The following is a 26,009-nucleotide window of genomic DNA, read 5'->3' on the forward strand; positions in this document are numbered from 1 at the left end:
GCGAGCGTCGGGTGGTCGGTGAGCGTCGGGTGGTCGGCGGATGCCGGGCGGTCGGCGCGGCCCGGATCGGTGCCCGCAGGGGTCATAGGACCGGTGTACCCGCTTTCCCCCGCGACGTCCCCGGCCGTCCCCGGCCGTCCCCGGCCGTCCTCGGACATCCTCGGCCGTCCCCGGTGCTTCTCAGGGAGCGGGCGGGGCATGGCGCGGGGAACGGTCGCCGGTTATGGTCGCAGCGGCGCGACTGGCCCCCTGACGTGCGGGGCCCGGAGAGCAAGGGGATTGCAAGGTGGCGGACGCTGCAGTGCACGGCACCCTCGGGGTGCTGGTTGCCGCGGACAAGTTCAAGGGCTCGCTCACGGCCGTACAGGTCGCCGAGCGGGTGACGGCCGGGCTGCGCCGGGTCGTGCCGGACCTCCGGGTCGAGGCGCTGCCCGTGGCCGACGGCGGCGACGGGACCGTGGACGCGGCGGTCGCGGCCGGGTTCGAGCGCCGTGAGGTACGGGTCGCCGGTCCCCTCGGCGACGAGGTGACGGCGGCGTTCGCGCTGCGCGGCGACACCGCGGTGGTGGAGATGGCGGAGGCCAGCGGGTTGCAGCGGCTGCCGGCCGGTGTCCTCGCGCCGCTCACGGCGTCGACGTACGGCTCCGGCGAACTGCTGCGCGCCGCGCTGGACGCGGGGGCGCGGACGATCGTGTTCGGCGTCGGCGGCAGTGCGACCACGGACGGGGGCGCGGGGATGCTGTCCGCGCTCGGCGCCCGGTTCTCGACCGCGGCCGGTGAGCCGATCCCGCCGGGTGGCGGGGGACTGGCGGATCTCGCCCACGCCGACCTGTCCGGCCTCGACCCCCGGCTCGCCTCCGTCGAGCTCGTGCTCGCCAGCGACGTCGACAACCCGCTGACCGGACCGAAGGGCGCGCCCGCGGTCTACGGTCCGCAGAAGGGCGCGTCCCCGGAGGACGTGGAGACGCTGGACGCGGCGCTCGCGCACTACGCGAAGGTCCTGGAGGAGGCGATCGGGGCCAGGGCGGCCGAGTACGCGGCGTCTCCCGGGGCCGGGGCCGCGGGCGGCATCGGGTACGGCGCGCTGATCCTCGGCGCCCGGTTCCGGGCCGGCATCGAGGTCATGCTGGACGTGCTCGGGTTCGCGCCGGCACTGGCGCGGGCGTTCCTGGTGATCACCGGTGAGGGCTCGCTGGACGAGCAGACCCTGCACGGCAAGGCCCCGGCGGGGGTCGCGGCGGCGGCCCGCGCCGCGGACAAGGAGGTCGTCGCGGTCTGCGGGCGCCTGGCGCTGGCCCCGGAGGTCCTCGGCAGGGCCGGCATCCGCCGGGCGTACGCCCTGACCGAAGTGGAGCCCGACGTGGCGAAGTGCATCGCCGACGCCGGCCCGATCCTGGAACGCGTGGCGGAACACATCGCCCGGGACTTCCTCCTCTGACAGCCCCCGGCTGAGCGAACCGGCCCGCCGGCCCCGGAGCGGGCACCGAAAGAGGCTGGGCACCCTCAGCCCCGCCGCGCCCTCGGCACGCGGGTGTCGCCCAGGCCCTCTGTCTCCTCGGCCCGAACGGCAGGGCCCCTCGTGTCGGGTGCTTGCCCGGGCCGCGGAAGTCCCGCGCGGGCCGTGTGCCTGCTCGGCCCCTTGCGGGGCCCCTCGGGCCGGGTACTTGCTCGGCCCGAGGGGGTCCTGGCGCCCGTGCCTGCTCGGGCCCGCGGGCGGCGCTCGGTTCCTGGAGGCCTCAGCCCTGAGCCCTCAGCCCCTGGCGTCCTGTGCCCCAGCCCCTGGCGTCCTGTGCCCCGGCTCGCCTGTTCCTGTGCGGCCTCGCGCCTCACAATGTCCGCGCCCCTCGCGGGGTCCGCGATCCGCCCGGCTCCGTAGCCCCGCGTCCGCTGGGCCGGTACTTCTTCTCTCCCCCCGGGTCCCGCAGGACCTGTGCGTTCCCGCCTTCCTCCCCCCGGGCGCCGCAGGGTCCGTGCGTGACCCCCCGGCTCCCGCGTCCGCTCACCTCCTCCCGATCCCGTTCAGCTCCTCGGTCGCGTCGGCGGGCAGGGTGAGGTCCGCCGACGCGATGTTCTCGCGCAGATGGGACACCGAGGAGGTGCCGGGGATGAGGGCGATGGCGGGGGAGCGCTGGAGGAGCCAGGCCAGGGCGGTCTGCTGCGGGGAGGCGTCCAGGCGGGCGGCGACCTTCGTGAGGGTCTCCGACTGGAGCGGTGTGAAGCCGCCCAGCGGGAAGTACGGCACGAAGACGATGTTCTGCGCGGCGCACAGGTCGAGCAGGTCGTCGTCCTGGCGGTGGGCGAGGTTGTAGAGGTTCTGGACCGTGACGACGGGCGCGATCGCCTGGGCCTCGGCGAGCTGCCGGGCGGAGACGGCACTCAGGCCCAGGTGGCGGATCAGCCCCTGCTGCCGCAGCTCGGCGAGGGCGCCGAACTGCTCCGCCAGGGAGTCCTCGGTCGGCGTGTCGTGGGCGCCGAGCCGGAGGTTGACCACGTCCAGCGCGTCCACGCCCAGACGGCCGAGGTTGTCGTGCACCTGGGCCTTCAGGTCGGCCGGGTCCAGGATCTGGCGCCAGCTTCCGTCCGGGCCCCTGCGGGCGCCGACCTTCGTGATGATGCGCAGGTCCGCCGGGTAGGGGTGCAGCGCCTCCTTGATCAGTTCGTTGACGACCGCCGGGCCGTAGAAGTCCGCGGTGTCGATGTGGGTGATCCCGGCCTCCACCGCGGCGCGCAGCACCGCGACGGCCCGGTCGCGGTCCCTGGGCGGGCCGAAGACGTTCGGTCCGGCCAGCTGCATGGCGCCGTAGCCGATGCGGGTGAGGGTCAGGCCCTGGGCCGGGGTGAGGGTTCCGCCGAGGTTCGCGGGCATGCGTGGTGCCTTCCGTGTCGTGCTGTCGTGCTCTCGTGTGCTGTCCAGCGTGGGCCGAGACCGGGAGCGGCGGCAGTGCCCCGCCGTTCCTGGGACTGGCAGGGACAGGAACGTGCCGGGCCGCGGCCGTACGGTGAGGGCATGGACGGTACGAACGTGCTCGGGGAGTTCCTGCGCGCCCGCCGGGGGCTGGTACGGCCGGAGGACGTCGGCCTGCGCGGCGGTGGCCTGAGGCGGGTGCCGGGGCTGCGCCGCGAGGAAGTGGCGATGCTCGCCGGGATCAGCTCGGACTACTACCTGCGCCTGGAGCAGGGCCGGGACCGCAACCCGTCGGTCCAGGTCCTGGAGGCGATCGCCCGGGTCCTGGGACTGGACGCCGACGCCACCGCTCACCTGTTCGGCCTGGCGCAGCCGCGCCCGTCCGGCGCCCGTCCGTCCGGTACGCGGGGGATGGGTGGCGGCCGGTCCCGTGGTGCCGGGCGCGGCGCGGCCGCGCGGGCGGCGGCCGTGCCGGTGAGCATCCTCCAGCTCATCGACGGCTGGACCGACAACCCGGCCTACGTGCAGAGCAGGCTCACGGACGTCCTCGCGGTGAACCGCTTGTGCGCCGCCCTGTCGCCGAACTACGCCCCCGGCGTCAACCTTCTGCGGGCCGTCTTCCTCGACCCCGCCGAGCGGGAGCTGAGGCGCGACTGGGAGGAGGCCACCGAGGAGGCCGTGGCCACCCTGCGGGCCCGGGTGGGGCCGGACGTCGACGATCCGGCGCTGCGGGAACTGGTCGGTGAGCTGTCGGTGCGCAGCGACCGGTTCCGCCGGCTGTGGGGTCGCCACGACGTACTGCCGCGGCGCGGCCTGGTCAGACGGCTGTGCCATCCGCGGGTCGGCGACATCGAGCTGCATTCGGACAAACTGACCATCGACGGCACCGACGGCCTGACCCTGGTGGTCTTCCACGCCGAGCCGGGCAGCCGCAGCGCCGAGCTGCTGAGAATCCTCGGCAGCCTCGCCGCACCGGAGCACGACCAGCGGGACGACCACGCCCCGGACAGCGGAAGGGCCCCCGAACCGTGAGGTTCAGGGGCCCTCGCCCGTTCCGCGCCGTACGTGACCGCTACGGCAGCTGTGCCGCCCGTGCCTCGCGACGGTTGTCCCGGAAGTTGTTCACCCGGCGCGCCGTGGCGAACAGCGGGATCACCGCGCCCATGACCAGCTGGAGCGCGCAGCCGGTCTGGAGGAGCAGCTGGCCGCTCGGGGCGTCGAACGCCCAGGCGGCGAGCAGGCCCATCGACAGCACGATCCAGGAGAGCATCGCCACCGCCAGGCGCCCCCGCGGCTTGGGGTACTCCACGCGGCTCACCATCAGCCATGCCGTGCCCAGGATCGCCAGCAGCGTCGCCACGAAGGGCAGCTCCAGCAGCACGATGGACACCACCGTCAGCGCGCCGAAGGGCGAGGGCATGCCCTGGAACATGCCGTCTTTCATCGTCACGCAGGAGAATCTCGCCAGCCGCAGCACCACCGCCAGCAGCACCACGATCGCGCCCAGCGCGGCCACCCTCTGGTGGGCGTCGTCCGCGACCATGCCGTAGACGAGGACGAAGTACGCCGGGGCCAGGCCGAAGCTGATCAGGTCCGAGAGGTTGTCCAGCTCCGCGCCCATGGGGGAGGAGCGCAGCTTCCTCGCGACCAGGCCGTCGAACAGGTCGAACACCGCCGCGCACAGCATCAGGATGACGGCCGTGGCGGCGCTGTGCCGGGCCATGCCCGACTCACTGCTGCCGGTGAGGTGCGGGATCAGGATGCCGGTGGTGGTGAAGTACACCGCCATGAAGCCGCACGTGGCGTTGCCCAGGGTGAGGGTGTCCGCTATCGACAGGCGCAGCGAGAGGGGCATCTCCTCCTCGTCGTCCACGTCGTCGGCCTCGGGCACCCAGCCGGCCTGGGTGTCGGGATCAATCACGGTCAATGCGAGTCACCCCAGCCACGGTCTTCTGGCCGACCTCGACCGCGACCTCCACGCCCTCGGGCAGGTAGAGGTCGACACGCGAGCCGAAGCGGATCAGACCGATCCGGTCGCCCTGCTCGACCTTGGTGCCCGACGGGACGTAGGGGACGATACGGCGGGCCACCGCGCCGGCGATCTGGATCATCTCGATGTCGCCGAGCTCGGTGTCGAAGTGCCAGACGACCCGCTCGTTGTTCTCGCTCTCCTTGTTGAACGCCGGAACGAACCCGCCGGGGATGTGCTCGACCGACGTGACCGTGCCGGAGAGCGGGGCGCGGTTGACGTGGACGTTCAGCGGGCTCATGAAGATCGCGACGCGGGTGCGGCCGTCCTTCCAGGGCATGATGCTCTGCACCACGCCGTCGGCGGGCGAGATGACCCGGCCCCGGGCGATCTCGCGCTCCGGGTCGCGGAAGAACCACAGCATCCCCGCCGCCAGCGCGGTGGCGGGGACGGCTACGGCCCTGGCCGCACCGGAGCGGCGGGCGCGGACCAGGCTGACGGCCGCCGTGGCGACGGTCGGCAGAAGCCACGGCGATGCTCCGCGCGCGAGGCGTACGCCGGCGAGGCTGTCGCGAGGTGCAGAGGTTTGGCTGTGGGGCATGGATGACCTTCGTAGCGGATGATGCCGCGCTTCGACGGGGGACGGCGGCTTTCCGCGATCGTAGCGGTTAAGGGCCACAACTGGGTAAGCCGGGAAGCCGAGTCGGCGGCCGAGAACCGTTGACGGGGTGTGATCTTCTTCTCGACGAAAACACCCCGTATGCGGACAATCAGCCCTGGAACCGATACTCTTCGAGCAGTCTGCGGCCGATGATCATTTTCTGGATCTCGGCGGTACCTTCACCGATGAGCAGCATGGGGGCCTCGCGGTAGAGGCGCTCGATCTCGTACTCCTTCGAGAAGCCGTAGCCGCCGTGGATGCGGAAGGCGTCCTCGACGACCTCCTTGCAGTACTCCGAGGCCAGGTACTTCGCCATCCCGGCCTCGAGGTCGTTGCGCTGGCCCGAGTCCTTCTTCCGGGCCGCGTTGACCATCATGGCATGCGCGGCCTCGACCTTGGTGGCCATCTCGGCGAGTTTGAACTGAATGGCCTGATGCTGGGCGATCGGCTTGCCGAAGGTGTGCCGCTGCTGGGCGTACTGGACGCCCAGCTCGAAGGCGCGCTGGGCGACGCCGCAGCCACGCGCCGCCACGTTGACCCGGCCGACCTCGACGCCGTCCATCATCTGGTAAAAACCCCGGCCGGTGGTGCCGCCGAGCACCCGGTCGGCCGGAATCCGCAGGCCGTCCATGATCAGCTCGGTGGTGTCGACGCCCTTGTAGCCCATCTTGTCGATCTTGCCCGGGATGGTGAGGCCGGGGCGGACCTCGCCGAAACCGGGCTCCTTCTCCACCAGGAAGGTCGTCATCGACTTGTGCGGCGCGGTGCCCTCGGGGTGACCCTCGTCACTGCGGACCAGGACCGCGACCAGCGAGGAGGTGCCGCCGTTGGTCAGCCACATCTTCTGGCCGGTCAGGACGTACTCGTCGCCGTCCTTGACGGCCTTCGATGTGATCGCCGACACATCCGAGCCCAGCGCCGGCTCCGACATCGAGAACGCGCCCCGGATGTCACCGAGGGCCATCTTCGGCAGGAAGTAGTCCTTCTGCTCCTGCGTGCCGTGCTGCTTGAGCATGTACGCGACGATGAAGTGGGTGTTGATGATGCCGGACACCGACATCCAGCCGCGCGCGATCTCCTCCACGCACAGCGCGTACGTCAGCAGCGACTCGCCCAGGCCCCCGTACTCCTCGGGGATCATCAGGCCGAACAGGCCCAGTTCCTTCAGGCCGTCCACGATCTGCTGCGGGTACTCGTCGCGGTGCTCCAGGCCGGTCGCGACCGGGATGATCTCCTTGTCGACAAAGTCGCGGACGGTGGAGACGATCTCCTGCTGGACGTCGGTCAGACCGGCGGTCTGGGCGAGACGGGCCATGGCTCTAGTTCTCCTGCTGCTTCAGCTCCGGGCGGCCCGGCTGCTCGCCGCCGCGCTCCTTGATGTACGTCTCGGTCGGCACCATGACCTTGCGGCGGAACACGCACACCAGGGTGCCGTCCTGCTTGTAGCCCTTGGTCTCGACGTGGACGATGCCGCGGTCGTTCTTCGACTTCGACGGCCACTTGTCCAGCACCGTCGTCTCGCCGTAGATCGTGTCGCCGTGGAAGGTGGGCGCCACGTGCCTCAGCGACTCGATCTCCAGGTTGGCGATCGCCTTCCCCGACACGTCCGGCACCGACATGCCGAGCAGCAGGGAGTAGATGTAGTTGCCGACGACGACGTTCTTGCCGAAGTCCGTCGTCCGCTCCGCGTAGTTCGCGTCCATGTGGAGCGGGTGGTGGTTCATGGTGAGGAGACAGAACAGGTGGTCGTCGTACTCGGTGACCGTCTTGCCCGGCCAGTGCCGGTACACCGCGCCGACCTCGAACTCCTCGTAGGTCCGTCCGAACTGCATCGCGCTCAGGGCTCCTTAGTCGACGGGGGTCTCGAACTTCGACGTACGGGTCATGCCGGCGGCGCGTCCCTTGCCCGCGATGACCAGTGCCATCTTGCAGCTGGCCTCGTCGATCATCTCGTCGCCGAGCATCGCGGAGCCCTTCTTGCCGCCCGCCTCGGACGTGCAGTACTCGTACGCGTCCAGGATCAGCTCGGCGTGGTCGTAGTCCTCCTGGGAGGGCGAGAACACCTCGTTGGCGGCGTCCACCTGGCCGGGGTGCAGCACCCACTTGCCGTCGAAGCCGAGCGCGGCGGCACGGCCGGCCACCTCGCGGAAGCCGTCGACGTTGCGGATCTGGAGGTAGGGGCCGTCGATCGCCTGGAGGTTGTTGGCGCGGGCGGCCATCAGGATCTTCATCAGGATGTAGTGGTAGGCGTCCGCCGGGTAGCCGGGCGGCTGCTCGCCCACGACGAGGGACTTCATGTTGATCGACGCCATGAAGTCGGCCGGGCCGAAGATGATCGTCTCGATGCGCGGGGACGCCTGGGCGATCTCGTTGACGTTGTTGAGGCCCTGGGCGTTCTCGATCTGGGCCTCGATGCCGATGCGGCCCACCTCGAAGCCCATCGTCTTCTCGATCTGCGTCAACAGCAGATCGAGAGCGACGACCTGCTGTGCGTCCTGCACCTTCGGCAGCATGATGCAGTCAAGATTGGGGCCGGCTCCCTCGACCACCGTCACGACGTCCCGGTACGTCCACTCGGTCGTCCAGTCGTTGACGCGCACCACCCTGGTCTTGCCCGTCCAGTCACCCTCGTTGAGGAACTTGACGATGGTGTGCCGGGCCTCCGGCTTGGCCAGCGGCGCGCACGCGTCCTCCAGGTCCAGGAAGACCTGGTCGGCGGGCAGGCCCTGCGCCTTCTCCAGGAAGCGGGGGTTGCTGCCCGGTACGGCCAGGCAGGAGCGCCGCGGGCGCAGTCGGTTGACCTGGGGAGCAGGGCTGGTCATGCGGGGACCTCCAGGGGGTCGAGCTTGTTCGCTTTGCGGATCTCGTCGACGATGCGGCCGATGATTCCGGTGATGTCGAAGTCCTTCGGGGTGAAGACGGCGGCCACTCCGGCGGCCATGAGCTGCTCGGCGTCACCGTTCGGGATGATGCCACCCGCGATCACGGGTATATCTGTGGCACCGGCCACACGGAGCCGCTCCAGCACGTCCGGCACCAGCTGGGCGTGCGAGCCGGAGAGGATGGACAGGCCGACCGCGTGCACGTCCTCGGCGAGGGCCGCGTCCACGATCTGTTCGGGCGTCAGCCGTATGCCCTGGTAGACCACCTCGAACCCGGCGTCCCGGGCGCGGACGGCGATCTGCTCGGCGCCGTTGGAGTGCCCGTCCAGGCCGGGCTTGCCGACCAGGAACCGCAGCTTGCCGACGCCGAGGTCGCGGGCGGTGGCGTCCACCTTCCGGCGGACGTCGGCCAGGGCCGAGCCCTCTTCGGGAGCCACCGCGACGGGCGCGGAGGAGACCCCGGTGGGCGCCCGGAACTCGCCGAACACCTCCCGGAGGGCCCCGGCCCACTCCCCGGTCGTGACACCCGCGCGGGCGCACTCCAGGGTGGCCTCCATGAGGTTGTCCGTGCCCTTGGCCGCCTCCTTCAGCCGCTCCAGCGCCTTGCAGGGGCGCGGGTGGTTGAAGGGCGGCTGGTAGCGGGTGTCGCGCCAGCGCTGGAGCGAGGCGATGACACGGGCCTCGACCGCCGGGTCGACCGTCTGGATCGCGGTGTCCAGGTCGGCCGTGAGCGGGTTCGGCTCCGTCCCCTCGAAGATGTTGACGCCGACGATCTTCTCCTGACCGGACTCGATACGGGCCCGGCGCTCGGCGTGCGAGGCGACCAGCTGCGACTTCAGATAGCCGGACTCCACGGCGGCCATCGCGCCGCCCAGGTCCTGGATGTGGTCGATCTCGGCGAGCACCGCATCGACCAGCTGGTCCACCTTCGCCTCGATCACCTTCGAGCCCTCGAAGATGTCGTCGTACTCCAGCAGGTCGCTCTCGTAGGCGAGCACCTGCTGGATGCGCAGCGACCACTGCTGGTCCCAGGGGCGGGGCAGGCCGAGCGCCTCGTTCCAGGCCGGCAGCTGCACGGCACGCGCGCGTGCGTCCTTGGAGAGGGTGACGGCCAGCATCTCCAGCACGATCCGCTGGACGTTGTTCTCCGGCTGGGCCTCGGTCAGGCCGAGCGAGTTGACCTGGACGCCGTAGCGGAACCGGCGCTGCCTGGGGTCCTCGATGCCGTAGCGCTCGCGCGTGATCCGGTCCCAGATCCGGCCGAAGGCCCGCATCTTGCACATCTCCTCGACGAAGCGGACGCCCGCGTTGACGAAGAAGGAGATGCGGGCGACCACGTCGCCCATGCGCTCCTGCGGCACCTGGCCGGAGTCGCGCACCGCGTCCAGGACGGCGATCGCGGTGGACATCGCGTACGCGATCTCCTGCACCGGTGTGGCGCCGGCCTCCTGGAGGTGGTAGCTGCAGATGTTGATCGGGTTCCACTTGGGGATGTGGGAGACCGTGTACGCGATCATGTCCGTCGTCAGCCGGAGCGAGGGTCCCGGCGGGAAGACATGGGTTCCCCGGGACAGGTACTCCTTGACGATGTCGTTCTGGGTCGTGCCCTGGAGCTTGGTGATGTCCGCGCCCTGCTCCTCGGCGACGACCTGGTAGAGCGCCAGCAGCCACATGGCCGTGGCGTTGATCGTCATCGAGGTGTTCATCTGCTCCAGGGGGATGTCCTGGAACAGGCGGCGCATGTCACCGAGGTGGGCGATCGGCACGCCCACCCGGCCCACCTCGCCGCGGGCGAGGACGTGGTCGGAGTCGTAGCCGGTCTGCGTCGGCAGGTCGAACGCCACCGACAGACCGGTCTGGCCCTTGGCGAGATTGCGCCGGTACAGCTCGTTGGACGCCTCGGCCGTGGAGTGGCCGGCGTAGGTCCGCATGAGCCACGGCCGGTCCCGTTCCCTGTGCGCCGGCGCGGCTCCGGCAGGCTGACGCTCGCTCATGGACGCCTCTCAGATGTTCCGGAAGCGGTTGATGGCGTCGATGTGCCGGGCGCGCATCTCCTCGTCGCGCACGCCCAGGCCCTCCTCGGGGGCCATGCAGAGCACGCCGACCTTGCCCTGGTGGAGGTTGCGGTGGACGTCGTAGGCGGCCTGGCCGGTGTCCTCCAGGGAGTAGACCCTGGAGAGCGTCGGGTGGATCTTGCCCTTGGCGATGAGGCGGTTGGCCTCCCAGGCCTCGCGGTAGTTGGCGAAGTGCGAGCCGATGATCCGCTTCAGGGACATCCACAGGTAGCGGTTGTCGTACTCGTGCATGTAGCCCGAGGTGGAGGCGCAGGTGGTGATGGTGCCGCCCTTGCGGGTGACGTAGACGCTCGCGCCGAAGGTCTCACGGCCGGGGTGCTCGAAGACGATGTCGATGTCCTCGCCGCCGGTGAGCTCGCGGATGCGCTTGCCGAAGCGCTTCCACTCCTTCGGGTCCTGGGTCTGCTCGTCCTTCCAGAACCTGTAGTTCTCGGCGGTGCGGTCGATGATCGCCTCGGCGCCCATCGAGCGGCAGATCTCCGCCTTCTGCGGCGAGGACACGACGCAGATCGGGTTGGCGCCGCCGGCGAGGGCGAACTGGGTGGCGTACGAGCCGAGGCCGCCGCTCGCGCCCCAGATGAGCACGTTGTCGCCCTGCTTCATGCCGGCGCCGTTGCGGGAGACCAGCTGGCGGTAGGCGGTGGAGTTGACCAGGCCCGGGGCCGCCGCCTCCTCCCACGACAGGTGCGCGGGCTTCGGCATCAGCTGGTTGGACTTCACCAGGGCGATCTCGGCGAGGCCGCCGAAGTTGGTCTCGAAGCCCCAGATCCGCTGCTCGGGGTCGAGCATGGTGTCGTTGTGGCCGTCGGAGGACTCCAGCTCGACGGAGAGGCAGTGCGCGACGACCTCGTCGCCGGGCCGCCAGGCGTTCACGCCCGGGCCGGTGCGCAGGACGACGCCCGCGAGGTCGGAGCCGATGATGTGGTACGGCAGGTCGTGGCGCTTGGCCAGCTCGTTGGTGCGGCCGTAGCGCTCCAGGAACCCGAACGTGGACAGCGGCTCGAAGATCGAGGTCCACACCGAGTTGTAGTTGACCGACGACGCCATGACGGCCACCAGGGCCTCGCCCGGGCCCAGCTCGGGCACCGGCACGTCGTCCAGGTGGATCGACTTGCGCGGGTCCTTGTCGCGGCTGTCCAGCCCCGCGAACATCTCCGTCTCGTCCTTGTGCACGGTGATCGCGCGGTACGACTCGGGGAGCGGCAGTGCGGCGAAGTCGGCGGACGTGGCGTCCTTCGACTGGATCGCGTCCAGGATGTCCTTCACGGTCACGGTGATGCCTCCGGCGGTGAGCGCCCTGAGGGAGGGGCGCTGAGGGTTACGTCGGTGCTGCTGAGGGTGGTGAGGTGCCATCGGTTCGGCGGGGGTGCCGTCGGTTCGGCTGGGGTGCCGTCGGTTCGGCGGTGGTGCTCTGGCAGCGCTTTGTGGCGCGGGAGGTTGCCTGTGACGCAGGCGTCCGGGCGTGCGGGCCAGGGGCCCGCCGGGACAGCCGGCATGCGGTGCGGTCGCTGCACGCCGGTCGCCCGGACTCCTTCAACGTATGACACCCCGTGTCAGCTGGCAAGGCACTGAGTGCCATAACTTCCGCTCAGACGAAATCTTTACGCAACAAATGAGCGATGATCGATCGAACGGAATCCCGGCGCCGGGTGAAAAGGGCCCCTGACATGCCAAAACGGCCACCCCGCAGGGTGGCCGTTCTCACAGCGCGTCCCGGCCTTCCAGGGCCGTCGCGCGGCGGTCAGCGCTCCTTCAGCGCCTCCTCGATGGTCCGCATCACCTCGTCCAGCGGGGCGTCGGTGCGGGCGACCGTCACCAGGACCTCGCCCTGCCGGGACACCGCCGCCGGGGAGGTGGGGGCGGGCTGGGAGGCGGTCGTGCGGCCGGCCCCGATCCCGGTCCCGAAGGTCTTGCGGACGATGGCGAAGGCGTGGTCCAGCTGCGCCTCCACGTCCCCCTGACCGCCCGCCCGCAGCCAGCGGCGCAGCACATGGTTGTGCGCGGTGACCACCGCCGAGGCGGCGACCTCGGCCAGCAGCGGGTCGTCGTTGGCGTCGTCCGCGTGCGCGCGCTCGTCGAAGTGGCCCAGCAGATAGCGGGTGAACAGACGCTCGTAGCGGGCCACCGAGGCGATCTCCGCCTCGCGCAGCGTGGGCACCTCGCGGGTCAGCTTGTAGCGTGCGACCGAGATCTCCGGCTGGGCCGCGTACATCTTCATGACTTCCTTGATGCCCCGGCACACCGTGTCGAGCGGGTGCTCGTGCGCGGGGGCGGCGTTGAGCACCGCCTCGGCGCGGATCAGGGTGTCGTCGTGGTCGGGGAAGATCGCCTCTTCCTTGGAGCGGAAGTGGCGGAAGAAGGTGCGGCGGGCGACCCCCGCCGCCGCGGCGATCTCGTCGACCGTGGTCGCCTCGTACCCCTTGGTCGCGAACAGCTCCATCGCGGCGGCGGCCAGTTCCCGGCGCATCTTGAGCCGCTGGGCGGCCGCGCGGGAGCCCGCGGCGCTCTCCGGCGCGTCGGGCGTGGCTGGTGTGCGTGAGGACTTGGCGGGCTGGGACATGCCCTGAACGTACTGCATGCGTGCGGCCCGGTGCGCAGGTCCCCGGCGTCCCCCGTCCCCGGCGGGCGCGGGCGGGGCGGCGGGCTCCAGCAGACCGCCCCACTCCCGCCCCGCCCGGAACCGGTCCCCGCCGCGGTCAGCGGCGGGCATATTCGCGGAAACCGCGGCCCGTCTTGCGGCCGAGGCAGCCCGCGGCCACCAGGTGCTCCAGCAGCGGCGCCGGGGCCAGGCCCGGGTCGCGGAACTCGCGGTGCAGGACCTTCTCGATCGCCAGTGACACGTCCAGGCCGACCACGTCCAGCAACTCGAAGGGACCCATCGGATAGCCGCCGCCGAGCCTCATGGCCGCGTCGATGTCGTCCAGGGACGCGTAGTGCTCCTGCACCATCTTGATCGCGTTGTTGAGGTACGGGAACAGCAGCGCGTTGACGATGAAGCCCGCGCGGTCGCCGCAGTCCACGGGGTGCTTCCTGACCTTCGCGCACACCTCGCGGACCGTCGCGTGGACGTCGTCCGCCGTCAGCACCGTGCGCACCACCTCGACCAGCTTCATCGCCGGCGCCGGGTTGAAGAAGTGCATGCCGATCACGTCCTGCGGGCGTGAGGTGGCCCGTGCACAGGCGACCACCGGCAGCGAGGAGGTGGTGGTCGCGAGCACCGCGCCCGGCTTGCAGACCTTGTCCAGCGTCGCGAACAACTGCTGCTTGACCGCCAGGTCCTCGGCGACGGCCTCCAGGGCCAGGTCCACGTCGGCGAAGTCGTCGTAGCTGCCCGTCGCCGTGATCCGGTCCAGGGTCTGCGCGGCCGCCTCGGCGGTCAGCCGCCCCTTGTCGACGGATCGGGAAAGAGACTTGCCGATACGGGCCTTCGCGGCCTGTGCCTTCTCCGGGCTGCGCGCGGCGAGCACCACCTCGTACCCGGCCTTCGCGAACACCTCCGCGATGCCGGAGGCCATGGTCCCCGAACCGGCGACGCCGACGGAGCGGACGGGACGGCCGGGAGTGAGGGTGTCGCCGTCCAGCGGGGTCAGCGCGTCCCGCACGACGGTGCCGCTGCCCGGGGCCTCGTAGGTGTAGAACCCGCGGCCCGCCTTGCGGCCGGTCAGGCCCGCCTCGCTGAGCTGCTTGAGGATCGGCGCGGGCGCGTGCAGCCGGTCGCGCGACTCGGCGTACATGGCCTCCAGGACCGTGCGCGCGGTGTCGACGCCGATCAGGTCGAGCAGGGCGAGGGGACCCATCGGCAGCCCGCAGCCCAGCCGCATCGCGGCGTCGATGTCCTCGCGTGAGGCGTACTTCGCCTCGTACATCGCGGCGGCCTGGTTGAGATAGCCGAACAGCAGTCCGTCCGCGACGAACCCGGGCCGGTCGCCGACCGCGACGGGCTCCTTGCCCAGTTCCACGGCGAGGTCGGTGACGGCGGCGACGGCCTGCGGCGCGGTCAGCACGCAGGAGACCACCTCGACCAGCTTCATCGCCGGCGCGGGGTTGAAGAAGTGCAGGCCGAGCACCCGCTCGGGGCGCGCCGAGTCGGCGGCCAGGCGGGTCACGGACAGGGCGTTGGTGCCGGTCGCCAGGATCGTCCCGGGCCGCACGACGCCGTCCAGCTCGCGGAAGATCTGCTGCTTGATCTCGTACGACTCCGGTGCCACCTCGATGACGAGGTCGGCGTCGGCCGCCGCGGTCAGCGCGGTGGAGGTGCGCACCCGGGCGAGGAGGTCGGCGCGCTCCTGCGCGGTGAGCCGGCCGCGCTCGACGGCATGGGCGGTGGAGACCTCCAGGGCGGCGACGGACCGGGCGGCCGCCGCCTCGCTGATGTCGATGCCGACGACCTCGCGGCCGGCCCGGGCGAGGACTTCGGTGATGCCGGTGCCCATGGTGCCGAGACCGACGACGGCGATCGTCTTCAGCGGGGACAGAGTGGTGTCGGAGAGGGGAGTGGCCATCGTGGGACTCCAGGAATGAGGGTGACGACTGGGAGCGCGCCCCGGTGCGCGAAGGAGCGCGCACCGGGTGCGAGGAAAGGGATGCGGGTGTGACCGGGCTGCGAGCGCACACGCCCGGTGCCGATCGCCGTGGGCGTGCACACGCCCGGGCGGTGGCGGGATGCCGACCGGCTCTGTCCCCAAGCCGAGTCGTACTGCGGTACCTGAGGTACCGAACCGACAACCCTCGCGGCGGCTGCGTCACCAGGCCGCTGCGAGGTGGTGCGAGCGGGTAACTCGCTCGTCTGAGCTTAACCCGCGGGTAACGAGCGCGCCAGCCCCCCGAGTTTGTGATGTAGGTCCCGTGCGAGTGGCTCGGCGCCTAGGGTGGGCTTCGTGGACGAAGAGTTGCGATCGCTCACGGAGCGCTTACGACAGGAGTCGGGCGGCACGGCGGCGTACCGGCGGCTGGAGGCCACCGACGACCCGGAGGAGCTGGCCGAGGTTCTCACGGCGCCGGGGCAGCCACTGTGGGCCAGGGAGCTCGCGGCCTTCCGGCTGGGGCTCGCGGGCGACCGGCGCGCCTTCGAGTCCCTGGTCCTGCTCCTGAACCACCGTGACCCGCAGCGCTGCGCCGACGCCGCCCGTGCCCTGGCCCGCCTCGGCGATCCCCGCACCGCCCGGGCGGCGGCGGCCCTGGCCACCAACGAACTGCGCGTCGCCTACGCGCTGCACCCCGTGCGCCTCCTGGTGGAACTGCGCGCCCCCGAGTCCGTCCCCGCGCTGATCACCACCCTGGAACGCCGGCTGCGCCCGCACGACCCCTACCGCCGGGTGGCCCTCGCCTGCGTCGAGGGCCTCGGCGCACTCGGCGACGCACGGGCCCGCCCCGTCCTCGGTGAGGCCCTGGCCCACCCGGCCCTCGCCGAGGCCGCGGTACGGGCGCTGGCCCGGATCCCGAAGCAGCGCTGACCGCCAGCCCGGCCGCGGCACGGCCCCTGGCGGCCGGACCCGCCCTACTCGGCCACCACCGCGAACGCCTCGATCTCCATCAGGAACTCCGGGCGGACGAGGGCGGCCACCTGGACCGCCGAGGAGGCGGGCAGGCGGTCGTCCGGTATGTGGGCCGTGCGGGCCTCGCGGACGGCCGGCATGTGGCTCATGTCCGTGAGGAAGTAGGTGAGTTTGACGACGTCGTCGAAGCTCGCCCCGGCGGCGGCGAGGCAGCGGCGGAGGTTCTCGAAGACCTGGCGGGCCTGGGCCGCCGGGTCGTTCTCCCCGACGAGCTTGCCGTCCTCGTCCAGCGGGAGCTGGCCGGAGACCGCGACGAAGCGGCCGGTGCCCATGACGACATGGGTGTACTGCGCGGCGGGGGCGACCCCTTCGGGGGCGGGGATCCGGGTCGGTTCGGTCATGGCTCCATGGTGGACCACGGGTCTGACAACCGGGCACGGCCCCCGCCCCCGGCGGCCGGATCAGCCGCGGAAGCCCACCAGCCCGTGCAGCGTCGCACCGCGCGACGCGCCGGACGAGGAGGGGACCGCCGCCTTCGTGCGCTCGGGCTTCGGATCGGGCAGCTTCCCGCACACCGCGTCCGCCGCGCCGGCCCGGCCGTGCGGCACCGTGCCGTCCGTCAGATACCGCGTCAGGTACCCGTCCAGGCAGCCGTTCCCGCTCAGCGTGATGCCGTGGTTGCCGCCGCCCCGCTCGACGACCAGGCGGGAGCCGGCCAGGAGGTGATGGACCCTCACCCCTCCCTCGTAGGGGGTCGCCGCGTCGTCGGTCGCCTGGAACAACAGGACCGGCGGCAGTTCGTCGTTGGCGATGTCCACCGGCCGCCGGGACGCGGCCGGCCAGAAGGCGCAGGGTGCGTTGTACCAGGCGTTGTTCCAGGCCATGAACGGTGCCTTGCCGTACACCGCCCAGTTGTCCGCGCGCCACCGCGTCCAGTCGTGGGGCCAGGAGGTGTCACGGCACTGCACCGAGGTGTAGACGCCGTAGCCGTTGGCGCCCGCGGCGTCGACGGCGCCGTAGTCGGCGTAGGCCTGGACGAGCGGCCCGGTCTTCCCCTCGTTGACGTACGCCGCGAACGCCCGGGCGAGGGCGGGCCAGTAGCCGTTGTAATAGCCGCCCGGGATGTAGGTGTCCTCCAGTTCGGAGGCGCCGACCCTGCCGTCCGCGGGGTGGCGGGCGAGCGCAGCCCGCATCCTGTACCACTTGGCCTCGACCGCCGCCGGATCCGTGCCCAGCCGGTACGTCGCGTCGTACTTGGCGATCCACGCCATGAGGGCGCGGTGGCGGTCGTTGAAGGCGTAGTCCTGCTGGAGGTTGTCGTCGTACCAGACTCCGTTCGGGTCGACGACCGAGTCCAGGACCAGGCGGCGCACCCGCCCGGGGAAGAGCTTGGCGTACACCGCGCCGAGGTAGGTGCCGTAGGAGTAGCCGAAGTAGTTGATCTTCCGTGCGCCGAGGGCCCGGCGGATCGAGTCCATGTCCGTGGCCGCGTCGACGGTGTCGATGTGCGGCAGCAGGCTCGCGTACTTACGGCCGCAGGCGGCGGCGTAGGACTTCACGCGCGCGAGGTTGGCCCTCTCCAGCGCGGGGGTGCTCGGCACCGAGTCCGGACGCACCGGCTTGAAGTAGTCGGGGTCGCACGTCATGGCCGGTTCGCTGGCGCCCACCCCGCGCGGGTCGAAGCCGATGACGTCGTACTGCGCCGCGACCGCCTTGGGCAGCGAGGAGGCCACGAAGGAGGCGAGCGAGAGCCCGCTGCCGCCGGGGCCGCCCGGGTTGACCAGCAGGGGCCCCTGGTAGGTCTTCGCGGTGTGCGGGACGCGGGACAGCGCCAGGGTGATCTGCCGCCCGGCCGGGTGCCGGTGGTCCAGCGGCACCTTCAGGGATCCGCACTGCAGGGTCGGATGGTCGGTGGTGCCGCACTTCCTCCAGCTGACCGCGGGGGCCCGGACGGCGGCCGCGGGGTGCGACGGGCTCGCGTCGGCGGGGACGGCCGTGACGGAACCGGCGACGACGGCGGCGGCGCCGAACAGCGCGGCGGCGCGTTTTCTCATGCGTCCTCCCAGGACGGAGAGGCTGCGGACCGCTGGTCTGGCGATCCTCGCCGCATCGTCCCGGAAAGCACCCATGTAAGAACGCGTTCCGACGATTGTTGACCCGATTGGGCCGTGCGATGCGCTCGAACGACCTCAGATGAGCGTGAGTTGGACCGGCTCGGACATCGAGGGCGGATGCGGTGCGCCGGTGTCCGGCTCCGCCGGGCGGATGCGCCGCGGCATGCCCGCGCGCGTGGGCCCGATGCCGTACTCCTGCGCCAGGTCGTGCACCTGACGGGTGATCCGGCGCTGGTACCACTTCGGGGCGTAGGCGCCCTCGGCGTACAGGCGCTCGTAACGGCGCACCAGATGCGGGTGGTGCCGGCCGAGCCAGGCCATGAACCACTCGCGGGCGCCGGGCCGCAGATGCAGCGTCAGCGGGGTGACCGAGGTGGCCCCGGCCGCCGCGATCGCCCGTACCGTCGCCCGCAGCCGGTCCGGGTGGTCGCTGAGGAACGGGATCACCGGGGCCATAAGGACCCCGCAGCCGATCCCGTGCTCGCCGAGGGTGCGGACGACGTCCAGGCGGCGTTCCGGCGCGGGCGTGCCCGGCTCCACGGTGCGCCACAGCTCGGGGTCGGTGAAGCCGACGGAGACGGAGATGCCCACGTCGGTGACCTCGGCCGCCTGCGTCAGCAGGTCCAGGTCGCGCAGGATGAGCGTGCCCTTGGTCAGGATCGAGAACGGGTTCGCGTGGTCGCGCAGGGCGGCCAGGATGCCCGGCATCAGGCGGTAGCGGCCCTCGGCCCGCTGGTAGCAGTCGACGTTGGTGCCCATCGCGATGTGCTCGCCCGGCCAGCGGCGCGAGGCCAGCTGGCGGCGCAGCAGCTCCGGCGCGTTCACCTTGACCACGATCTGGGTGTCGAAGCCGAGCCCGGTGTCCAGGTCCAGATAGCTGTGCGTCTTGCGCGCGAAGCAGTACACGCACGCGTGCGTGCAGCCCCGGTAGGGGTTGACGGTCCACTCGAACGGCATCCGGGAGGCGCCCGGCACGCGGTTGATGATCGAGCGGGCCCGGATCTCGTGGAAGGTGATCCCGGCGAACTCGGGCGTGTCGAAGGTGCGGGTGGTCACCGCGTCCGCGCCGAACAGTGCGGCGTCGGCCCGGCTGTGTTCAGGGGCTCCGGAGCCCCCGGAGTCCGCTGTGAGGTTGTCCCAGCGCATCACGCCTCCCTTGTTCGGTGGCACTGGACAGCAGAATAGAACATGTGTTCCCTTGATCGTGCGGGCGATCGCTCGGCCGCCGTTCCTGATCGCCCGGGTCGCCGGATCCGATCACTTGCCGGACCCCGATTTGGGGTCCCGGGAGCGGGGTGGTTGGCTGTGTCCCAACCCCGAGAACGGATGTCCTGGAGGAACCCCATGGCGCAGGTCGAGGCCACTACGGAGCGGGTCGTCGCGGCGGACGCGGAGAAGGTGTTCGACGCCCTCGCCGACTACAGCGGCACCCGTGAACGGCTGCTGCCCGAGCACTTCAGCGAGTACGAGGTGCGCGAGGGCGGGGACGGCGAGGGCACCCTCGTCCACTGGAAGCTCCAGGCCACCAGCAAGCGGATCCGCGACTGCCTCCTGGAGGTGAGCGAGCCCACCGACGGCGAGCTCGTCGAGAAGGACCGCAACTCCTCCATGGTCACCACCTGGCGGGTCACCCCGGCCGGCGAGGACCGCTCCCGGGTCGTCGTCACCACCACCTGGAAGGGCGCCGGCGGTATCGGCGGCTTCTTCGAGAAGACGTTCGCACCCAAGGGCCTCGCCCGGATCTACGACGCCGTGCTCGCCAAGCTCGCCGCCGAGGTCGAGAAGTAGATCAGGGGTCGCAACTCACCCCTCGACGGGCCCTGTTGGCCCCTCACCGGTTCGAGTGATCTCCCCACAGCCTTGCCCAACGCCGTAACTCGTCGCGCTTGTACGTAGTTGTCGCGGTACGCGTGGACATGACGCGGCACAAGCGACGAGGGAGAGGCGCGTGGGCGGGATCACTCTGGTGCAGGACGAACCGGTCGTGCCGCCGCCCCCGGACACCGCCGCCGCGGCGACGGCCGCGCGGACGCCGGCCGCACCGCCGGACGCCGTCCCTCGTCTCGGCCCCCGCCGGGTGCGGCTGGTCTTCCTCGGGCTGATGCTCGCGCTGCTGCTCGCCGCGCTCGACCAGATGATCGTGGCCACCGCGCTGCCCAAGATCGTCGGCGAGCTGCACGGCCTGGACAAGATGTCCTGGGCGATCACCGCCTACCTGCTCACGGCCACCGTCGGGCTGCCCGTCTACGGCAAACTGGGCGATCTCATCGGCCGCAAGGGCGTGTTCCAGTTCGCCATCGGCGTCTTCGTCATCGGCTCGGCGCTCGCCGGCCGGGCCCAGACCATGGACCAGATGATCGCCTTCCGGGCCGTGCAGGGCATCGGCGCGGGCGGGCTGATGATCGGGGTGCAGGCCATCATCGCGGACATCGTGCCGCCCCGCGAGCGCGGCCGGTTCATGGGACTCATCGGCGCCGCCTTCGGCCTCGCCTCCGTCGCCGGGCCGCTGCTCGGCGGGTACTTCACCGACCATCTGTCCTGGCGCTGGTGCTTCTACATCAACGTGCCCTTCGGCCTGGTCACCTTCGCCGTCGTCACGGTCGTCCTCAAACTGCCCAGGACCCGGGTCAAGGCCCGCTTCGACGTGCCGGGCACCCTGCTGCTCGCCGCCTCCTCGACCTGCCTGGTGCTGCTGACCAGCTGGGGCGGCACCGAGTACGCCTGGGGCTCGCACGTCATCATCGGCCTCGGCGCCGGAGCCGCCGCGGCCGCCGTCCTCTTCGTGGTCGCCGAGCACTACGCCGCCGAACCCCTCATCCCGCTGCGGCTGTTCCGGGACTCCGTCTTCAACATCAGCGGCCTGGTCGGGCTCGTCGTCGGCGTGGCGCTGTTCGGCGCGGCCAGCTATCTGCCGACCTTCCTGCAGATGGCCGACGGCGCCTCGGCCACCGAGTCCGGACTGCTGATGCTGCCCATGATGGGCGGCGTCGTGGGCGCGTCGATCCTCTCCGGGCAGCTCATCAGCCACACCGGCCGCTACCGGATCTACCCGGTCCTCGGCTGCGCCCTGTCCGCCGTCGGCATGTGGCTGCTGTCCCGCCTGGAGATCGGCACCACCCGGCTGGAGTACAGCGTCTGGATGGCCGTGCTCGGCGCCGGCATCGGCCTGGTCATGCCGGTCCTGGTGCTCGCCGTGCAGAACTCCGTGCGCCCCGCCGACCTCGGCACGGCGACCAGCGCCAACAACTACTTCCGGCAGATCGGCGGCAGCGTCGGCGCCGCCGTCTTCGGCACCCTCTTCGCCGACCGGCTCACCGACGCCCTGCACGACCGCCTTCCCGCGCGCGCGGGCGCCGGCCTGCCCGACCCCGAGTCGATCACCCCTCAGGTGGTGCGCACACTGCCGCCGGCCCTGCGCGACGCCTATGTCCAGGCGTACGCCGACGCCATGCCGCGGATCTTCCTGTATCTCGTGCCGGTCCTGGTGCTCGGCCTGCTCATCGCCTTCTTCCTCAAGGAGAAACCTCTGGTGTCCCACAACACCCCCGCCGCACCCGCGTACGAGGGCGCGCCCGCCTACGGGACGGAGCCCGCCTACGGGACGGAGCCCGCCGCACCGGCCACCGGCGTCTCGGCCCCGGGCGTGCCGCAGGCGCGTTCGCCGTACCCGGCCGGAATCCCCGTCTGCGGCACCGTGCAGCACGCGGACGGCACCGTCGTGCCCCGTGCGGCGCTCACCCTCATCGACGTCGGCGGCCAGCAGATCGGGCGGGGGGCGAGCGGTGAGGACGGGCGGTACGCGCTGTCCACGCCGGGCTCCGGGGCGTACGTCCTGATCGCCGCCGCCGGAGGGCACCAGCCGCAGGCGGTCTCCGTGACCGTCGGCGAGCGGCCCGTCGAACTCGACGTCGTCCTCGGCGGTGCCGGACGCCTCGCGGGCACCGTGTGCACCGCGGACGGCACCCCCGTGCGGGACGCCGCCGTCACCCTGACCAACGTGCACGGCGAGGTCGTCGCCGGCACCCGCAGCGGACGTGAGGGCGGCTACGTCATCACCGAGCTGGTCGCCGGGGAGTACACCCTGGCCGCCAGCGCCCCCGCCTTCCGCCCGACCGCACTCCCTGTCAGCGTGCAGGCCTCGCGGGAGACCCGCCAGGACGTGGAACTGGCGGGCGGCGCCGTGCTGCGCGGCACGGTACGGGCCGGGGGTGGGCGGCCCGTGGAGGACGCGCGCGTCACCCTGCTCGACGCGGCCGGAAACGTCGTCGACACCCTCACCACCGGACCGGACGGAACGTTCCGCTTCGTGGACCTCTCCTCCGGCGAGTACACGGTGATCGCGGCCGGCTACCCCCCGGTCGCCACGGTCCTCCAGGTGGCGGGCGGTGGCCGCACCGAACGGGACCTCCAACTCGGCCACGAGGACTGACCGGGCCATCGAGGGGGCCGGGCGAACGTGGCCGGGGCCGGGGGAGGGTCGGCCGAAGGGCGCCGTGTCCAGGGAGCGGGTGCAGGTCGCCGGGGCGCGCCCGGGGGCGGGGGTGGCGGTCGGCGGGTTGCGGCCGGGGCGGGGGTGCCGGTCGGCGGGTTGCGGCCGGGGCCGAGGTCTTGGCCGACGGGCGTGCCTGGGCGGCGGGGATGCCGCCCTGCGGATCGGGCCCGGAGGCAGAGGGGCCGGCCGACGGAGCGTGCCGGGAGCCCTGGGGCGCCGGCCGGACGGCACGCGGCCGGCGAGCCGTGGCGCCGGCCGGCGAGGCGCGCCCGGGGGCGGGGCTGCCGGTCGGCAGGTTGTGACCGAGGCCGGGTGTGGCCGACGGGGTGTCCTTGGGTGCCGGGGTGTCGGTCATGCGGGGCTGTGGCCGTGGCCGGGGCTGGTCGGTGGGCGCGCCCGGACCTGGCGGCTGATTCCGAGCGGTGTGCCTGGGGCCGGGGTGTCGGTCGGTGGGGCTGTGGTCGTGGCCGGGGTACTGGTCGGTGGGCGTACCCGGACCTGGGGGCTGTCCGGAAAAGGGCGCCCGGGGCCGGACCGGGGTGCCGGTGGAGAGGTGCTGCCGCGGGGCCGGTGTGCCGGTTTGCCGGCGTGCTTGGCCCTGGGGTTCGTCCGGCGAGGCGTGTCTGGGGGTCGGGGTGTCGGTCGGCGGGGTCGTGGTCGCGGGGCCGGCCGGCGGGGCCGTGTCCTGAGGGGCGGTGTGTCGGTTTGCCGGTGGGCTCGGGGGCTGGGGATTCGGCCGGAGGGGCGGGGTGGGCGTGGGGGTGTGCCCGGCGCGGGTGCCGTGACAACAATTCCGGTATTGCCACACATCGCGACGGGTCCGCGCCGTACCGTGGTGGCCGGGGGGGAAGAGATCTTGCGGAGCCGTGGGGAGAGGGGCCTGTGCCATGGACCGTGGCACCGAAGGGGACGTACCTCCCGGCCGCCGACCGGGAGGCGGGAGCGGTGCGCCGGCGGCGGACGCCACGGCGGCCGGCCGGGTCCCGCTCGCCGTGGTCGTGGTCGACCACGACGGCCTGGTGTCGCACTGGAGCCGAGGCGCGGGGCGGCTGTTCGGCACCGGCAAGGAGGAGGCCATCGGCCGCCCGGCCGTGGACCTGCTGCCGGTCTCCGGCGCCCTGGCCGACGAGCCCGACGACGCCCGGCATCCCGCGTCCGCCGTTCACGACGGGCTCGGACCCGGCCTGGAGACCTCACTCGACGGGCGGCTGTCCTACCCCGCGGCGGGCCGCGCCCGGCTCACCGTGCCGGGCCGGGACCGCCTCGACGTCCTGTGGTGGGCGTACCCGCTGGTCGGCCCCGGCCGGGAGCGGCTGCTGGTGCTCGCCGCCGACGCGGACGGACTGCGCCCCGGAGAGGCCGACGATCCCGGCGGGCCGGACACGGCCCTCGCGTTCGAGCGGATCGCGCCGGCCTTCGCCCTGCACACCGACTTCCCCGGCGCCGAGGAGCTGGCCCGCAGGCTGCCGGAGATCATGCCCAGCATGAGCGTCGACGAGAGCGCCCGGATCGTCGCGCAGGTCCTCGAACTGGGCTATCCGGTCCTGGAGTTCAGCCAGAACGACCGGGTGCCCGTCACCCCCGACTGGGGCGTGGCCCGCCGCGCCGAGCGCCGGGCCCGCCGGGAGCGGGCCGCACGGGCCGTCGCGCAGGGCCTGCCCGTGCCGCAGGAAGCCACCGACGACGAGGGCGTCGACCTGGAGTACGCGGCCGTCCGCGAACACCTGGAGTTCCTCAACGAGGTCAGCGGCCGGATCGGCACCTCGCTCGACCTCGCGCGGACCATCGTCGAGGTCAGCAAGGCCGTCGTACCGCGCTTCACCGATGTCGCCGGCACCTATCTGCGCGAGCAGGTCGTCGCCGGGGAGGGGTTCCCCGAGGGTGTCCCCGACACGACCACCATGTGGCACCGGGTGGCCCTGGAGCACACCGACGAGCCCGGCCGCTGGGACGACGTGGTGCCGGTCGGCGAGGCCATGCCGTTCCCCGCGCACACGCCGTTCTTCCAGTGCATGACGAGCGGCGAGCCCGTGCTCGTGCCGCGCATCAGCGAGGAGATGGGTCACGCCATCGCCTCGCAGTTCGAGAAGCGCGACATCCGGCCGCTGATCACCCACCGCTCGATGCTCGTCGTCCCCCTGAAGGCGCGCAACGTCGTCCTCGGCTTCATGATCCTGCTGCGCCACCCCGAGCGGGCCGAGTTCAACGACATGGACCGGGTGACCGGCGCCGAACTCGCCGCACGCGCCGGTCTCGTGCTCGACAACGCCCGCATGTACACGTACCAGGAGAGCGTCGCCGAGACCCTCCAGGACAGCATGCTGCCGCACATCCCGCCGCGGATGGCGGGCTGCGACATCGCCACCCGCTATCTGCCGGGCACGCTGCTCGGCCGGGTCGGCGGCGACTGGTTCGACTCGGTGAAGCTGCCCGGCGCCCGCACCGCGCTCGTCGTCGGCGACGTGATGGGCCATGGGCTGAACTCGGCGGCGATGATGGGGCAGTTGCGCACGGCCGTGCAGACCATGGCGGCGCTCGACCTGCCGCCCGCACAACTGCTGCGCAACCTCGACGACCTGGCCCAGCGGCTCGGCGACACCTACCTCGCGACCTGCCTCTACGCCGTCTACGATCCCATCGCGGGCGAACTGCTCCTCGCCAACGCGGGCCACATCCCGCCCGTCCTGGTGCGCGCCGAGGACGGCCGCAGCGAGCTGCTGGAGCTGCCCACGGGGGCACCCATCGGCGTGGGCGGGGTGCCCTTCGAGGCGGTACGGGTGCGGGTGCGGCCGGGCGACCGGCTGGTGATGTGCACCGACGGGCTGGTCGAGGTGCGCGGCGAGGACATCGGTGTGGGGCTCGCCACCCTGTGCGAGTCCGCCGCCCACCCGGCCGCGTCCATGGACGACGCCTGCGACACGATCATCCGCGCGCTGGCCACCCGCGGGGGCCGCAAGGACGACGTGGCCCTGCTGCTGGTCCGGCTGGGCGGCATCGAGCCGGAGGACGTGGCCGAGTGGCGCCTGAGCCGGGACCCGGCACAGGTGGGACGCGCCCGCGCGGCGGTCCGCGAGCAGCTCCACACCTGGGGGCTGGCCCGGCTGGCCGACCCCGCCGAGCTGCTGGTCAGCGAGCTGGTCACCAACGCGGTACGGCACTCCCACGGCCGGCCCGTCGAGCTGCGTCTGGTCCGCGGCGACACGCTGCTGTGCGAGGTCGAGGACGACGACCACGACCTGCCGACCCTGCTGAGCGCCGGTCCCACCGACGAGTCGGGCCGTGGCCTGCGCGTGGTCAGCACCCTGGCCCGCGAGTGGGGCACCACCCGCACCCCCACCGGCAAGACGGTCTGGTTCGAACTCACCCTGCCCCGCCGCTGAGCCGGGCCCTGCGCGCACACCCACCCTGAGCGCACA

General features: G+C 72.1%; 19 protein-coding genes. 6 read left to right on the plus strand and 13 right to left on the minus strand.

Annotated elements, in window-relative coordinates; translation table 11 throughout:
• The first annotated feature begins 286 nt into the window (after nucleotides 1–286).
• The gene (locus ABZ484_RS10160) at nucleotides 287–1,438 is read left to right on the plus strand and encodes a glycerate kinase (protein WP_358865432.1); all 1,152 of its coding nucleotides are present in this window, start codon (nucleotides 287–289) and stop codon (nucleotides 1,436–1,438) included.
• 561 nt (nucleotides 1,439–1,999) lie between these two features.
• Here the strand turns inward: ABZ484_RS10160 and ABZ484_RS10165 are convergent.
• Nucleotides 2,000–2,866, minus strand: a complete 867-nt coding sequence (locus tag ABZ484_RS10165; protein WP_358865433.1) for an oxidoreductase — start codon at nucleotides 2,864–2,866, stop codon at nucleotides 2,000–2,002.
• A gap of 141 nt (nucleotides 2,867–3,007) precedes the next feature.
• Here ABZ484_RS10165 and ABZ484_RS10170 point away from each other — a divergent pair, with 141 nt between their 5' ends.
• Nucleotides 3,008–3,937 (plus strand): helix-turn-helix transcriptional regulator, encoded by a 930-nt coding sequence (locus ABZ484_RS10170; RefSeq protein ID WP_358865434.1) that lies wholly within the window; start codon nucleotides 3,008–3,010, stop codon nucleotides 3,935–3,937.
• Between the two features lie 40 nt (nucleotides 3,938–3,977).
• Here ABZ484_RS10170 and pssA read toward each other — a convergent pair whose 3' ends face one another.
• The 9 genes from pssA to ABZ484_RS10215 form a co-directional block, all read right to left on the minus strand.
• Nucleotides 3,978–4,796 (minus strand): CDP-diacylglycerol--serine O-phosphatidyltransferase, encoded by an 819-nt coding sequence (gene pssA / locus ABZ484_RS10175; protein WP_030170580.1) that lies wholly within the window; start codon nucleotides 4,794–4,796, stop codon nucleotides 3,978–3,980.
• A 22-nt stretch (nucleotides 4,797–4,818) separates the two neighbouring features.
• Complete coding sequence (locus ABZ484_RS10180; RefSeq protein ID WP_358865435.1) at nucleotides 4,819–5,475, minus strand: phosphatidylserine decarboxylase; 657 nt, start codon at nucleotides 5,473–5,475, stop codon at nucleotides 4,819–4,821.
• Nucleotides 5,476–5,644: 169 nt separating this feature from the next.
• Complete coding sequence (locus ABZ484_RS10185; protein WP_189899955.1) at nucleotides 5,645–6,850, minus strand: acyl-CoA dehydrogenase family protein; 1,206 nt, start codon at nucleotides 6,848–6,850, stop codon at nucleotides 5,645–5,647.
• 4 nt (nucleotides 6,851–6,854) lie between these two features.
• On the minus strand, nucleotides 6,855–7,367 hold the full coding sequence (locus ABZ484_RS10190; protein ID WP_358865436.1) for a MaoC family dehydratase: 513 nt from the start codon (nucleotides 7,365–7,367) through the stop codon (nucleotides 6,855–6,857).
• A gap of 15 nt (nucleotides 7,368–7,382) precedes the next feature.
• Nucleotides 7,383–8,357 (minus strand): CoA ester lyase, encoded by a 975-nt coding sequence (locus ABZ484_RS10195; protein WP_358865437.1) that lies wholly within the window; start codon nucleotides 8,355–8,357, stop codon nucleotides 7,383–7,385.
• Nucleotides 8,354–10,411, minus strand: a complete 2,058-nt coding sequence (locus ABZ484_RS10200; RefSeq protein ID WP_358865438.1) for a protein meaA — start codon at nucleotides 10,409–10,411, stop codon at nucleotides 8,354–8,356. The genes ABZ484_RS10195 and ABZ484_RS10200 overlap by 4 nt, the downstream gene beginning before the upstream one ends.
• A 9-nt stretch (nucleotides 10,412–10,420) precedes the next feature.
• Nucleotides 10,421–11,758: a crotonyl-CoA carboxylase/reductase gene (gene ccrA, locus ABZ484_RS10205; RefSeq protein ID WP_358865501.1), complete on the minus strand. Its 1,338-nt coding sequence runs from the start codon at nucleotides 11,756–11,758 to the stop codon at nucleotides 10,421–10,423.
• A 475-nt stretch (nucleotides 11,759–12,233) separates the two neighbouring features.
• Nucleotides 12,234–13,052 (minus strand): TetR family transcriptional regulator, encoded by an 819-nt coding sequence (locus ABZ484_RS10210; RefSeq protein WP_358865439.1) that lies wholly within the window; start codon nucleotides 13,050–13,052, stop codon nucleotides 12,234–12,236.
• 136 nt (nucleotides 13,053–13,188) lie between these two features.
• On the minus strand, nucleotides 13,189–14,994 hold the full coding sequence (locus tag ABZ484_RS10215) for a 3-hydroxybutyryl-CoA dehydrogenase (protein ID WP_358865440.1): 1,806 nt from the start codon (nucleotides 14,992–14,994) through the stop codon (nucleotides 13,189–13,191).
• Nucleotides 14,995–15,369: 375 nt separating this feature from the next.
• Between ABZ484_RS10215 and ABZ484_RS10220 the strand changes: the two genes are divergently transcribed.
• A complete protein-coding gene (locus ABZ484_RS10220) occupies nucleotides 15,370–15,945 on the plus strand; it encodes an adenylosuccinate lyase (protein ID WP_358865441.1) in 576 nt (191 codons plus the stop codon).
• 44 nt (nucleotides 15,946–15,989) lie between these two features.
• On the opposite strand, the gene ABZ484_RS10225 is transcribed toward ABZ484_RS10220, so the two are convergent.
• The 3 genes from ABZ484_RS10225 to ABZ484_RS10235 form a co-directional block, all read right to left on the minus strand.
• Nucleotides 15,990–16,388 (minus strand): RidA family protein, encoded by a 399-nt coding sequence (locus tag ABZ484_RS10225; RefSeq protein ID WP_358865442.1) that lies wholly within the window; start codon nucleotides 16,386–16,388, stop codon nucleotides 15,990–15,992.
• A gap of 60 nt (nucleotides 16,389–16,448) precedes the next feature.
• Nucleotides 16,449–18,041, minus strand: coding sequence for an alpha/beta hydrolase (locus tag ABZ484_RS10230; RefSeq protein WP_358865443.1), 1,593 nt, complete (start codon nucleotides 18,039–18,041; stop codon nucleotides 16,449–16,451).
• 135 nt (nucleotides 18,042–18,176) lie between these two features.
• On the minus strand, nucleotides 18,177–19,247 hold the full coding sequence (locus tag ABZ484_RS10235) for an Rv2578c family radical SAM protein (RefSeq protein WP_358865502.1): 1,071 nt from the start codon (nucleotides 19,245–19,247) through the stop codon (nucleotides 18,177–18,179).
• A gap of 198 nt (nucleotides 19,248–19,445) precedes the next feature.
• Here ABZ484_RS10235 and ABZ484_RS10240 point away from each other — a divergent pair, with 198 nt between their 5' ends.
• The 3 genes from ABZ484_RS10240 to ABZ484_RS10250 all read left to right on the plus strand — a co-directional run bounded on the left by ABZ484_RS10240 (nucleotide 19,446) and on the right by ABZ484_RS10250 (nucleotide 25,973).
• On the plus strand, nucleotides 19,446–19,889 hold the full coding sequence (locus tag ABZ484_RS10240; protein WP_358865444.1) for an SRPBCC family protein: 444 nt from the start codon (nucleotides 19,446–19,448) through the stop codon (nucleotides 19,887–19,889).
• Between the two features lie 160 nt (nucleotides 19,890–20,049).
• A complete protein-coding gene (locus ABZ484_RS10245; RefSeq protein ID WP_358865445.1) occupies nucleotides 20,050–22,530 on the plus strand; it encodes an MFS transporter in 2,481 nt (826 codons plus the stop codon).
• 950 nt (nucleotides 22,531–23,480) lie between these two features.
• Nucleotides 23,481–25,973: a SpoIIE family protein phosphatase gene (locus ABZ484_RS10250; RefSeq protein ID WP_358865446.1), complete on the plus strand. Its 2,493-nt coding sequence runs from the start codon at nucleotides 23,481–23,483 to the stop codon at nucleotides 25,971–25,973.
• Nucleotides 25,974–26,009 lie beyond the last annotated feature (36 nt).

It is taken from the genome of Streptomyces sp. NPDC006393 (assembly GCF_040628575.1).
Lineage (GTDB): Bacteria > Actinomycetota > Actinomycetes > Streptomycetales > Streptomycetaceae > Streptomyces.

What these genes read in the sequence shown, in the direction of transcription:
- ABZ484_RS10165 (WP_358865433.1), bottom strand. Translation starts at nt 2,866, where the DNA reads ATGCCCGCGAACCTCGGCGGAACCCTCACCCCGGCCCAGGGCCTGACC.
- ABZ484_RS10170 (WP_358865434.1), top strand. Translation starts at nt 3,008, where the DNA reads ATGGACGGTACGAACGTGCTCGGGGAGTTCCTGCGCGCCCGCCGGGGG.
- ABZ484_RS10180 (WP_358865435.1), bottom strand. Translation starts at nt 5,475, where the DNA reads ATGCCCCACAGCCAAACCTCTGCACCTCGCGACAGCCTCGCCGGCGTA.
- ABZ484_RS10185 (WP_189899955.1), bottom strand. Translation starts at nt 6,850, where the DNA reads ATGGCCCGTCTCGCCCAGACCGCCGGTCTGACCGACGTCCAGCAGGAG.
- ABZ484_RS10190 (WP_358865436.1), bottom strand. Translation starts at nt 7,367, where the DNA reads ATGCAGTTCGGACGGACCTACGAGGAGTTCGAGGTCGGCGCGGTGTAC.
- ABZ484_RS10195 (WP_358865437.1), bottom strand. Translation starts at nt 8,357, where the DNA reads ATGACCAGCCCTGCTCCCCAGGTCAACCGACTGCGCCCGCGGCGCTCC.
- ABZ484_RS10200 (WP_358865438.1), bottom strand. Translation starts at nt 10,411, where the DNA reads ATGAGCGAGCGTCAGCCTGCCGGAGCCGCGCCGGCGCACAGGGAACGG.
- ABZ484_RS10210 (WP_358865439.1), bottom strand. Translation starts at nt 13,052, where the DNA reads ATGTCCCAGCCCGCCAAGTCCTCACGCACACCAGCCACGCCCGACGCG.
- ABZ484_RS10215 (WP_358865440.1), bottom strand. Translation starts at nt 14,994, where the DNA reads ATGGCCACTCCCCTCTCCGACACCACTCTGTCCCCGCTGAAGACGATC.
- ABZ484_RS10225 (WP_358865442.1), bottom strand. Translation starts at nt 16,388, where the DNA reads ATGACCGAACCGACCCGGATCCCCGCCCCCGAAGGGGTCGCCCCCGCC.
- ABZ484_RS10230 (WP_358865443.1), bottom strand. Translation starts at nt 18,041, where the DNA reads ATGAGAAAACGCGCCGCCGCGCTGTTCGGCGCCGCCGCCGTCGTCGCC.
- ABZ484_RS10235 (WP_358865502.1), bottom strand. Translation starts at nt 19,247, where the DNA reads ATGCGCTGGGACAACCTCACAGCGGACTCCGGGGGCTCCGGAGCCCCT.
- ABZ484_RS10240 (WP_358865444.1), top strand. Translation starts at nt 19,446, where the DNA reads ATGGCGCAGGTCGAGGCCACTACGGAGCGGGTCGTCGCGGCGGACGCG.
- ABZ484_RS10250 (WP_358865446.1), top strand. Translation starts at nt 23,481, where the DNA reads ATGGACCGTGGCACCGAAGGGGACGTACCTCCCGGCCGCCGACCGGGA.